Genomic DNA, 11,380 nt, shown 5'->3' on the forward strand with positions numbered 1-11,380 from the left:
TGGAAGATCCATTCAAAAAATCTAAGTATGGTGGCGATAGCCTGCAGGATACACCTGTTCCCATCTCGCACACAGCCGTTAAGCTGCAGAACGCCGACAATAGCCGCAAGGCAAAGATAGGAAGCTGCCAGACAAAATGAAATCCCCGAAAGATAAAGGAGAAATCCGATATTCTTCGGGGATTTTTTTCATATTCAGCGTTTATGAACTGCAGCTGCCTGCAGATCGTTTTGGATTAGTAATTCAGAGTGACAGGACCGACGTCAAAGGAATCCATCAAGTCATCTGAGTTAAAAATATGGAATGTCAGTTCAACTTCTGAGATTTTATCGATGTCGTTGTCTTCAAGGTCGGAAGACATGATGGTAATGCCCTCTCGTACCTTTTTACCAGGTATAACATCCGACGAGAAGATTGGATCTACCATATAGCCGTTGATGGAACAGTCTCTGGCCTGAACAGTCCTAGGGATTTCTGAATTATTCTCGATATAGACCATAAGATCAGCTCCGAAAAATTCATCGTATTCCACTTCATCCAGAGAAATGATCTTGATTCCATTCTGGTCTACAAGAACGGTACCTTCCGGTGCATCGGTTTCGGATTCTTCTTCTCCGGTTTTCAGAGTGATCAGATCGGAATCTACGCTGTCCATGAAGTCATCGCTGTTGAAGAAGTGCAGGTTGAATTCAATGGTGTGGATTTTATCGATGCCCTGATCTTCCAGCATGCTTGAAAGGAAAGTCATTTCGCCTTTGCCAGTCTTGCCGGGAGCCACTTCGATGGACATGGATGGATCGATCATAGCGCCGTTAACCGAAGTGTTTCTGGCCTGAACGGTCCAGTTCTTATCCGAATTGTTTTCAAAGACCATCTTTACTTCTTCGCCCAGAAAGCCTTTTTCCATGCCGGTTGCGGTGACCTTGAGACCGTCCTGATCGTAAATAACGGTTTCTTTAAAACCTTCCTCTTCTTTTTCTTTCTTTTCTTCTGTTTGTGCGACGGACGTTGCTTCACTCTGTCCTCCGCTTGTGCTGTCTTTCTCCGGTTTGGAATCGGAAGAAGAACAGCCAGCCAGAAGAAGAGCCGCGCAAAGGAGCGCAGCTGTACGTTTGAATTTCATAATCTTCTCCTTTGTCCTGTTTGCCAAACCGTTCGGCCGCTTTGGATCAGCCAACAGGGATTACAGATTTAAAATACCATTAATAATGAATGAATAATCGGAGTATCGCAAAAAGATAAAAAAGATGTCGAAAATGATCAGCGGCTTACCGGGAGCGGCATACTCTGAGGTCTCCATTTCTCAAAAGCAGCATTAGTTCGGGTTCGGCGTCTCTTTTTTGTCTTCGAGGAAATATACGTAAAAAAAGGTTCATTTTCCACGAATGGAAAAATGAACCTGAAATGGATCCAGATTTATTCGGTTTGCGGATCGTTTGAGGCGGAATTCGAAGCCGTATTCTGGGCATCCAGCTGACGGCGCAGAGATTCGACTTCATTTCGCAGTTCATCCATTTCTTCGGCTGAACGGGTACGGTTTTCGTTATGGAGCAGGGAGAAATGATAGGTTGCTCCCGAACGCGAAGACTTGGATCCATGGCTTTCTTTTATACGCTGAGCGGGAGGAAGCGAAAGATCGCTTTCATCAGCACTCTTCAGTTCCCGGTCGATCAGAACGACCATGCAGGCCTTGACCACAATGAGAAGAAAGACTTCGAAAATATCCATCAGGGACGCCGCTGTGATCGTTCGCAGAATTTCGGTACCCAGCTTGAAGGTCAGACCAAGAGACTGGCCATGAAGCAGATAGACGCGGGCATAGCGTTCATGACGAAACAGCTTGAAGAACGCCGAAACGGTGGTAAAGACGATCAGGATGATCGACATCAGCTCCAGCAGATACATGGAAAAGGCTGCCAGATCCATGACCACTTCATGAAACAGCCGGGTCGTATCCGACATATAGGCGGCTTCGCGCAAAACGATGGGCGCGCTGGCGGATAAGGTGGAAATAAAATACATGAAAAAGTACTCCTAGCGGGCGTTTTCCTTATTTGCCCAGACAGAAATTGGTAAACAGGGTATCGAGAAGATCTTCCCGGTGAACTTCACCGAGAATCTCCTTGAGGTGATCGTGTGCAGACAGAAGATCAATTTCGATCAGATCCGGCTCTATGCCGTTTTCCATAGCTTCTCTGGCGCGATCCATATCCTGTCGGGCCTGACTTAGAAGCCCGAGCTGCCGTTCGTTGGAAAGACGCGGCTGCCATACGATCTGATCGCTCGTGAACAGATGGCCGAGCGCTTCGCTCAAGCCGCCCAGATCTTTGTTCAGAGCGGAAATCGAGACGGCGCCATCCATTTCAAAGGCGGGGGCAAGATCCTTTTTGTTCAGGATCAGAATGCGCCGCTTGTTTTCGGTCATCTTCAGAAGCTCCTGATCCTGTTCGTCGAGAGGTCTGGACGCATCCAGAACGAGCAGAACAAGGTCCGCATCTTCAATCGACTGACGGCTTTTTTCAATACCGATCTGCTCGATCTTTTCTGCCCCTTCTCGGATGCCGGCGGTATCGACAAGATTGAGAACAAAATCGCCGATCTGAACACGGCCTTCGACTAAGTCGCGCGTCGTTCCGGCAATATCCGTTACAATCGCTTTGTCTTCCCGCAGCAGAGCGTTGAGCAGAGAACTTTTGCCGACATTCGGCTTGCCGGCAATGACCGTCCTGATGCCGTCCTGTACCATCATCCCGGCTTTCGAACGTTCGATAATTTCATCCATGCGTTCAATAATTTCACGCGAATGAGGCAGGAGCGTTTCCGCCGTCATTTCGGCGGCATCTTCGTATTCAGGATAATCGATATTGACTTCGATATTGGCGATCAGATCCATCATGGAATCGATCAGCGGCTGAAGCAGCTTGCGGATTTCTCCGCGAATGGAGTAGATGGCCTGTCGGCTTCCGGCATCGGTGGACGCATCAATCATGTCTTCGACCGCTTCCGCCTGGGACAGATCAATACGGCCGTTCAGAAAGGCGCGCTCCGTAAATTCGCCGGGTCGGGCCATCCGCGCGCCGTTTTTCAGCAGCAGCGAAAGAATCTTGCGGGTAACGAGCGGTCCGCCGTGTGCATTGATTTCCACAACATCCTCGCACGTATACGATCGAGGGGCACGGAAAACAGAAACGAGAACCTCGTCAACCGGCGTCTGGTTTTCTTCAATATATCCATAATGAATGGTATGGCTTTTCGCGGCGGAAAGATTTCCGGAAAAGAGGGAATCCGCGATCGCAATCGCATCGTCGCCCGAGAGCCGGATAATGGAGATGGCTCCGCGCGCCAGCGGGGTAGCAATCGCCGCAATGGTATCTTCAAACATGTAAACCTCCTGAAGCTGAAACCGGCCGCGCCGTTCAGCCAAAAGCGTGTAAACAGGCAGATTAAAAAACAGAAGAAAGGCAGACCGTAAAACCCGGCCTGCTTTCTTATCTTCCTCTTAACGAGAATAGCACACCCGGCCAATGTATCCGCATCCCAGGAACGATCGCCAGGACAAGGGCTGCCGGCGATTTGGGATCCGAATCCGAATGCAGACAAGCCGGACACGTACGCTGCAGAACACCGATCTGGCTTTTGGGCAAGCCAGGCCGGCTCTGGTTGTGTACAATGCTTAAGGCACTATATAGTAGAAATCCAAATAAATTAAGCGGAAATTCTAAAGCAGGTGAAAAAATGAAACAGTATTCGAGTACACAGACTCGTGAAATGGCTCAGGATCTGAAGGACGGAAAAATCCTCGCGTTTCCGACCGATACCGTATATGGCGTCGGCTGCATTTGCGGTGATCTGGACGCCCTTCAAAGACTGAAACAGATTAAAAAGAGACCGGAATCCAAACCGATCCCGATGATGTGCGCATCTCTGGATCAGGTCGAGGATATCGTTGAAATTTCCCCGCTGGCGCAGAAGCTGGCGGACGCATTTTTACCTGGCGCCATGACGCTCATCGTACGTCTTAAAGAAAACGCCAGTCGGGAATACACGAACGGGAAGGATACGATTGCCCTTCGCATTCCGGATGCCCCGGTACTGCTCGATGTCATGCGTCAGACAGCCAGACCGCTGATGGTCAGCTCCGCCAATCTTTCCGGCGAACCGGCTGCCCTTTGCATGAAAGAGGCTGCCGACATGCTTCCGGCACTCGACGGAATTCTCGACGGTCCCTGTCAGGAAGGCATCGCCTCCACCATCGTGGACTGCACCGGGGACGCACCTGTAATCCTTCGTCAGGGACCTATTCATCTCGAAGAGATTAAAAAAGTCCTTGGCTAAAGCCGTACAGCCTGTCGCAGGCATAGCGGGCGTCTGTACGGGTTTTCGAACAATTTGACAGAGCCCGAAAAAATGAATACTCTGAAGAGAAAGCAAAACGAAAAATGGTCAGAACTGTTTTTGATAAAGTGAATTTGAACGCTTTTTCCAAACTGGAAAGCGAACGGTCTGATCTGCAGACTTTTGTTTTGCGCACCGAAAATATGTAAACAGAAAGGAATGTCATCATGAGCCAGAAAGGCAATAAAGATAACGTAAAACTGACTGAACAGGAAAAAGTCCGTCGTCAGAAAATGCAGGATCTGATCGATATGGGCGTTGATCCATTCGGCCAGGCCTATCCAAGAACCCACCGAACCAGCGATATTCTGCCGGTTTATGCGGATAAATCCAAAGAAGAACTCGAAGAACTTCAGGTTCCGGTTAAAGTCGCCGGCCGCATTATGACCAAGCGCCGCATGGGTAAAGCCGGATTCATGCATATCCAGGACCGTGACGGCCAGATCCAGATTTACGTACGTAAAGATACGGTAGGCGATGAGGCTTACGAAGTGTACAAGAAAAACGATATTGGCGATATTGTCGGCATTGAAGGCATTCTGATGAAAACCGATCATGGTGATATTGCCGTACGCGCCAAAGAGTACACGCACCTTTCCAAATCACTCCGTCCGCTTCCGGAAAAATTCCATGGACTGACGGATATGGAAGAGCGTTTCCGTCGTCGCTACGTCGATCTGATCATGAATGACGATGCCCGCCGCATTGCAATTACGCGTCCGAAAATCATTCGTGCCATTCAGCAGTATCTTGACGGCCAGGGCCTGATTGAAGTCGAAACGCCAGTTCTGAATACCATTCTTGGCGGTGCGGCAGCCCGTCCGTTTGTAACGCATCACAATACGCTCGACATCGATATGTATCTGCGTATTGCTACTGAGCTGAACCTGAAGCGTCTGATTGTCGGCGGACTCGAAGGGGTTTATGAAATCGGCCGTCTGTTCCGTAACGAAGGCATGGACCAGACCCACAACCCGGAATTCACAACCGTTGAAGCGTATGTGGCTTACTCCGATCTGCGGGGCATGATGGACCTGATCGAAGGTCTGTTCCGTTATGTAGCACAGAACGTTCTCGGTACGCAGACCGTAACGTATCAGGGTACGGAAATTGATCTTTCTAAGCCGTTCGCTCGTCTGAAAATGTCCGAAGCGGTTTTCGAAAAGACCGGCATCGACTTCGAAAAAATTACCGATTTCGAAGAAGCGAAGAAAATTGCGGAAGAACACGGCATTGAACTCGAGAAGAAGCACAACTCGGTTGGTCACATTCTCGACCTGTTCTTCGAAAAATATGTGGAAGAAACGCTGGAACAGCCGACATTTGTCTACCATTATCCAGTAGAAATTTCTCCGCTGGCCAAAAAGAACGCGGAAGATCCGCGCTTCACCGACCGGTATGAGCTCTTCATCAAAGGCCACGAATACGCCAACGCCTTCTCTGAGCTCAACGATCCGATTGACCAGAAAGAACGCTTCCTCAATCAGCTCGCTCTGCGCGAACTGGGCGATGATGAAGCGAACGACATGGACGTCGACTACGTAGAAGCCCTCGAATACGGCATGCCGCCTACCGGCGGTGTCGGCCTCGGCATTGACCGTTTTGTCATGCTCCTGACCGATCAGAGCTCGATTCGCGAAGTCCTGCTCTTCCCGACGATGAAGCCCCTCTCGGACTAAATAAGCACAAAAATCAGGTTTAAACAGCGTTTGCGCCGTTTTGTTAATCGAAAAAATGTCGTAAAACGGGGTTACCGCAAATTTTAAACAAATAACTTTTTGAGCATCGCTCGTGATTTCCGACAGAACCTTGGACTGTATAGTTCGGGGTTCTTTTTTTTCAGAAAGCAGAAATAACCGTACGGCGTATGACCGTGCAGACTTTTTCATTCTTACGAGCGGACAGGCGAGATGGCGATGTTCAGCTGCTCCTGACGGGTCAGTCCCAGCCTGGCTAAATCAAAAATATGGCTGCCTCGGTTCTTCGGGAAAACGTTACCTGTACCTTGCCCGAATAATAAAACAAGATGAATTAGAAAGGAGGTTCCTCATGACGAAACAGAATCACAAAACAGGTCTTCTTGTAGACGCGATGATCTTCTCTGCTGTTTTCTTACGCGTTCTGGGAAATCTTGGCATATTGGGCGTTCCCAGTGGAATTGTCCGCTCGCTTATTTATATCGCTCTTTATATCGGATGGGAAATTTCCGTCAGCAAACGGATCATTCAGGTAGAGGTGCGCCATTATCTGATTGCTGTTTCAGGTTTAATGGTTTTCTGGTTTATTCTCCGTTCAATGAAATACTATTTCATAACCGATATCGGAACAGCACGGCAACTGTGGGACTGGTACTACCTGCCCATGCTGTTTATTCCGCTGTTTTCTTTGCTTGTTGCCCTCCCACTGGGGAAGCCCGCAAATGCAAAGTTATCGAAAACGACGCTCCTGTTATTAGCTGTTCCTACGGTGCTCTGTCTGCTTTTTGAGCTTACAAATGATTTCCATCAGCTTGCCTTTTCCTTCCCGGAAGGAGAGGCATGGACGGGCGAAAACAATGGATATAGATTCGGGTATTATATCGTTCTCGGATGGGAGATATTTTGTGCTTTGGCGGCATTTGTCATCATGCTGATCAAGTGCCGACTCTCCCAAAGGAAAAAATATCTTCCGTTCTTGCTGTTAACATGCTCGATCGCATATGCCCTGATATATCAGCGGCGCAAAATGGATGCGGCTGATCGGCGGAGACATCACGGCAGCCCAGTGCCTGATGTTTACCGGAATATTGGAAAGCTGTATTCAGAGCGGGCTGATTCAGACCAATACCGGGTACAAATCGCTGCTTGAAGCCGGCTCCATAGGAGCGCAGATCGTAGACACGGACTTGCATACCCGTTATGCCTCTTCAAACGCACCGATGCTGACGGCGGATGTGATACGCTCGGCACAAAAGGACGCGACCATGCTGGATCGCAACACGCTGCTCAGAAGCTGCAGGATCAATGGCGGTCATGTTTTGTGGCAGGAAGATATCACAGACATTACTGCTCTGCTGGAAAAGCTGGAGGAAAACCGGCAAAGGATTTCGGAAAGCGATGATGTGGAGCAGCAAAACTATAAAACCAAGGTAAAGATCAATGCAGTTCGGGAAAAGAGCCGGCTCTATGACCGGCTGCAGGCACACACAGTGCATCAGATCGAGCTGCTCGATCAGCTGCTGACACAAAATGAAGCGGAAGACAATCCGGAAATTCGCCGCAGTCTGCTGGCAAAAGCGGCGGTGATCGGCGCGTACATAAAACGCCGGGGCAATCTGATGTTTATCGGTGAAAGATCGAGCGTAACGGATACCGCTGAGCTGTCCGCCTGTCTGGAGGAATCCCTTGCCAATCTGGAACTGATGAGTGTGGAATGTGCCATGGATATTCCGGGCAAAAACCGCATTTATACCCAGGATGCAATCCGTGTCTATGACTTTTTTGAAGCCGTGACGGAAGCGGCCATGGATGACCTTCGTTTTGTCTGGCTGAAAGCCCGCAGTCTGGAAGATGCGATTGTCTTTTATCTGCATGCGGAAAGGAAAGGCGATTTGTCGGAGCTGTCTGTTCTTGCCGATACGTGCACCTGTGAGGAAGGCGTATAGCGCTTTTCCCTTCGGATCGGAAAGGCGGGTGAACCGGCATGAGGAATTTTTATTTTTCTTCAACTCCGGCACAAACGCCGCTGCTGGTTGCCTTGTTCCTTACCCTGATCCTGTCCCTTTTCGTGATGCTGGCTGCTTACGGTAAACTGCGCGACAAGCGGAATAATATTATGCATCTATCCATATTTGTGCTCGTTCTTATCGTATTGTCCGGGCTGGCGGATGCTTTTTCAAAGATGACCAAAGGACTGGCGTACAGGACATGGCTGCCTCTGCCTATGTGGCTTTTATGGGGCATCACATTAGCGGCAGATCTTCTGCTGATATGGGATATGGCAAAGCTGCACAGACTGGGAAAGCAGACGCTCAGCCGCGATTCCGTCAAGCAGGCTCTGGATATGCTGCCAAGCGGCATCTGCTATTTTACGCCCTCCGGGAGTGTGAAACTGTGCAACCGGCAAATGGATACTCTGTTCCGCACGATCTCACAGAGTGATCTCCAGACGGTTGCGGAACTGCAGGATGCGCTGTCAGACTGCAACGCGTGCAGCGGGGTGATCCAGCTCTCTCCCCAGAGGCAGACTTGTCTTTTTCCCGACGGCAAAGCCTGGCGTTACCGGAAGACTGAAGTGAAAGCGTCGGACGGCACCTTGTATACGGAAGCTATCTTTTCGGATGTCACGGAGCTGTACCATAAAAATCTTGAGCTGAAAGCGCAGATTAAACGGCTGAAAGCCATTTCGCTCGAATTGAAATGGCTTTCTGACAATGCTTTAATCCTGACAAGAGAAAAGGAAGTGCTCGCCGCCAAGACGAAGCTGCATGACGATATGGGAGCGGGACTGATTGCCATACGCCACATTCTTAACCACAACCAGACGGAGGAAGCGGCAAATGCCATTGAGCTGTTCTCCCGTGCGGTCAGCGCTATTAAATACGATAATGACTATTCGCAGGGGCACAGCGAGCTGGACAGATTCCTGCAGGATGCCAGGACCATCGGTATCCAAGTAAACTTATCCGGAGAATTGCCTGAGCAGGAGAAGCTTCGCGGTGTGATGATCCTCGCCATGCGGGAATGTCTGACAAACAGCGTGCGCCATGTCGGATCAACAGCACTGTATATAACGGTGGAGAAAACCGGCGGCAGCATTTGCATGCAGATCACAAACGACGGAAGATCGCCCGAAACGGAGATCGTTCCCAAGGACGGACTTTTCAACCTGTATCGCCATATTCTGGACTGCGGCGGTACGATGGAAATACAGTCGAAACCGGTCTTTGTGCTGACCGTGGTTTTCCCGGGGACAAAGGAGAGTATGAAATGAAACAGGTTCTGATTGTAGAGGATCAGCGGATGCCCCGTGAATACATGGAGCGGGTGCTTTCCGACAGCTGCAGATAGGAGCTGGCCGCCAGTCTCAACGGAGCGGATATGGCTCTTTTGAAATGCGGTCAGCAGCACATTGACCTGATTTTGATGGATGTCTGTACTTCAGGGTGTAAAGACGGCATTGAAGCTGCCGCCGAGACCAAGGCGAAGTTTCCGGACATCCGGATCGTCATCGTCACATCCATGGTTGAGGTGAGCTACCTGAAACGTGCAAAAGCGGCCGGAGTGGACAGCTTCTGGTATAAGGACATCAGTCCGGAAGCACTGATCGACGTGATCGACCGGACCATGGCGGGCGAACATCTTTTTCCGGGCGAAACGCCGAAGGTAAAATTGGGATTGGTCGAAAGTACGGAGCTGACGTCAAAGGAGATCGAGGTACTGCGGCTGATCTGTGACGGATTGGAAAACTATGAGATCGCCGCCCGGCTGAATGTTTCGGAAAGAACCATCAAATACCATGTTTCCAACATTTTGTCCAAAACCGGATTTACGAATAGAACCCAGCTTGCCATCGCGGTAACAAAGAAGAATTTTATCGTTCCAAACCTCCCCGAGGAACAGACATTTTCCACAACCGAATAACAAGAACCTGTTCTGTCTATCCTGGCTTTCTTTAGAGCCGGGATTTTTTTTGAAAATTTTTCTGAAAAAAGTGTCCGAACCTGTACTTAAGGACAGGGCGCAATCGAAAATAACTCATTACAATGGCCACAGTATCAATCTGTAAGGAAAATAAATATCCGTATTCTGTCGAAAACGAGAAGGCCCTGCGAGGCAAGCGGAACACGTGCCGGCTTTTTCTTGCCGCAGCTCAGGCCGAACTTGCTCTGCAGCAGGAATCCTCATCAGGAGAAAGGAGGGGGGATGAAACAGATTCGAAGCGTATTCTTGATTGCGCTGCCTGCGCTGACAGTTCTGGGAGTGACCGGAGTTCGTCTGTTTCGTTATTTTGCTGCTGAACGGATCATGGAAAATGGCGGCTCGATGAATCCGGACACTGTGGATGGTTCAGAGACTCCACGATACTGGATGGCGATCATACATACGCCGATAATGAGATGCTGCTTCAGGTGATTTCAGGCACTTGGTCAAGTGAGGACGGGCATTATGTCATAGAGCTGGACAGCGGCTGCCGCATCAAGCTTTTACTGGATGGCGAGCAATAGCTGGATGATCCTATTCAATTTGTCTATCTTCAGCCGGGAATCGTCCAGTCTACGGAGTTTTTCCTGGATACCTGCGTATTGCAGAGGAAAGATGGATCCCCTGCGGGGGAAATCACTTCCTTTTACCATGAGGCCTCGGATGAAGATACTGACGGCAGACTGATCCTGGAGCTCGACCTTGCGGACAGCAGCAAAACAGTCGAGTTCAAAAAGCAAGAGAAATAACCAAAGATACCGTGAAGAATTTGCATTCTGAATCAACAAAAACGGAGAAAATTACCATGACTAACGGCAGACAGATATTTTTGAAGATCACTTCTATCCTGATGATCGCAGGCGGCATCATCGCAGGGATCGCCGGGGTGATCGCGATTCTTGGTGTCAGTGCACTGGCGGCGCTGGCGGGGAGTGCAGATGGAACGGGTATCCTCTACGCGAGTTCCATCATCGTGACAATCAACTCGGTGATTGAGATCATCGCCGGCGTAAAAGGTCTCAGGGCGTGCAAAGTCCCTGAGAATGCCAGCAAATGCGTGAACTGGGGCATTGGGATCACGGTTCTGAGCATTATTTCTACGGGAATCGGTCTGATCGGCGGCGGAAAGTTCCGTATTACGAATCTGGCGCTCAGCTTGCTGGTACCCGGACTGTACGTCTACGGTGTCTGGAAAACAATGCCCAGTGTAAATGCATAACAGTACACTATAGCCATTTTTGAAAGGAAAATTATTTAGAACTTTCCCAATCAGCTAAACTATACGGTCGGATTTTTGCGTGGAC

11 protein-coding genes and 1 rRNA gene are annotated in these 11,380 nt (G+C 49.6%); 9 read left to right on the forward strand and 3 right to left on the reverse strand.

The features are described 5' to 3' along the window. Nucleotides 1-26 precede the first annotated feature (26 nt). Nucleotides 27-133: ribosomal RNA gene (gene rrf / locus ACLUYS_RS07245) — 5S ribosomal RNA — on the forward strand. Between the two features lie 102 nt (nucleotides 134-235). On the opposite strand, the gene ACLUYS_RS07250 is transcribed toward rrf, so the two are convergent. The 3 genes from ACLUYS_RS07250 to mnmE all read right to left on the reverse strand — a co-directional run bounded on the left by ACLUYS_RS07250 (nucleotide 236) and on the right by mnmE (nucleotide 3,382). Continuing rightward, nucleotides 236-1,123: a hypothetical protein gene (locus ACLUYS_RS07250; RefSeq protein ID WP_230268398.1), complete on the reverse strand. Its 888-nt coding sequence runs from the start codon at nucleotides 1,121-1,123 to the stop codon at nucleotides 236-238. Nucleotides 1,124-1,416: 293 nt separating this feature from the next. Beyond that, nucleotides 1,417-2,022 (reverse strand): hypothetical protein, encoded by a 606-nt coding sequence (locus ACLUYS_RS07255; RefSeq protein WP_412659483.1) that lies wholly within the window; start codon nucleotides 2,020-2,022, stop codon nucleotides 1,417-1,419. 28 nt (nucleotides 2,023-2,050) lie between these two features. Beyond that, nucleotides 2,051-3,382, reverse strand: coding sequence for a tRNA uridine-5-carboxymethylaminomethyl(34) synthesis GTPase MnmE (gene mnmE / locus ACLUYS_RS07260; RefSeq protein WP_230268396.1), 1,332 nt, complete (start codon nucleotides 3,380-3,382; stop codon nucleotides 2,051-2,053). A gap of 353 nt (nucleotides 3,383-3,735) precedes the next feature. Here mnmE and ACLUYS_RS07265 point away from each other — a divergent pair, with 353 nt between their 5' ends. From ACLUYS_RS07265 to ACLUYS_RS07300, 8 genes are all read left to right on the forward strand, one after another. Next, entirely contained in the window at nucleotides 3,736-4,335 is a 600-nt protein-coding gene (locus tag ACLUYS_RS07265) for an L-threonylcarbamoyladenylate synthase (RefSeq protein ID WP_230268395.1), read from the forward strand. 227 nt (nucleotides 4,336-4,562) lie between these two features. Beyond that, a complete protein-coding gene (gene lysS, locus ACLUYS_RS07270; protein WP_230268394.1) occupies nucleotides 4,563-6,074 on the forward strand; it encodes a lysine--tRNA ligase in 1,512 nt (503 codons plus the stop codon). Between the two features lie 370 nt (nucleotides 6,075-6,444). Next, the gene (locus ACLUYS_RS07275) at nucleotides 6,445-7,242 is read left to right on the forward strand and encodes a histidine kinase N-terminal 7TM domain-containing protein (RefSeq protein ID WP_230268393.1); all 798 of its coding nucleotides are present in this window, start codon (nucleotides 6,445-6,447) and stop codon (nucleotides 7,240-7,242) included. Then, the gene (locus tag ACLUYS_RS07280) at nucleotides 7,124-8,038 is read left to right on the forward strand and encodes a hypothetical protein (RefSeq protein ID WP_412659484.1); all 915 of its coding nucleotides are present in this window, start codon (nucleotides 7,124-7,126) and stop codon (nucleotides 8,036-8,038) included. The genes ACLUYS_RS07275 and ACLUYS_RS07280 overlap by 119 nt, the downstream gene beginning before the upstream one ends. Nucleotides 8,039-8,076: 38 nt before the next feature. Next, on the forward strand, nucleotides 8,077-9,366 hold the full coding sequence (locus ACLUYS_RS07285) for a sensor histidine kinase (protein WP_412659485.1): 1,290 nt from the start codon (nucleotides 8,077-8,079) through the stop codon (nucleotides 9,364-9,366). A 107-nt stretch (nucleotides 9,367-9,473) separates the two neighbouring features. Continuing rightward, complete coding sequence (locus tag ACLUYS_RS07290; RefSeq protein ID WP_412659486.1) at nucleotides 9,474-10,016, forward strand: LuxR C-terminal-related transcriptional regulator; 543 nt, start codon at nucleotides 9,474-9,476, stop codon at nucleotides 10,014-10,016. A gap of 282 nt (nucleotides 10,017-10,298) precedes the next feature. Beyond that, nucleotides 10,299-10,508 (forward strand): hypothetical protein, encoded by a 210-nt coding sequence (locus tag ACLUYS_RS07295; protein ID WP_412659487.1) that lies wholly within the window; start codon nucleotides 10,299-10,301, stop codon nucleotides 10,506-10,508. A gap of 373 nt (nucleotides 10,509-10,881) precedes the next feature. Continuing rightward, complete coding sequence (locus ACLUYS_RS07300; RefSeq protein WP_230268387.1) at nucleotides 10,882-11,295, forward strand: hypothetical protein; 414 nt, start codon at nucleotides 10,882-10,884, stop codon at nucleotides 11,293-11,295. The last annotated feature ends 85 nt before the right edge of the window (nucleotides 11,296-11,380 follow it).

Source organism: Allobaculum sp., from assembly GCF_047010065.1.
Lineage (GTDB): Bacteria > Bacillota_I > Bacilli_A > Erysipelotrichales > Erysipelotrichaceae > Allobaculum > Allobaculum fili.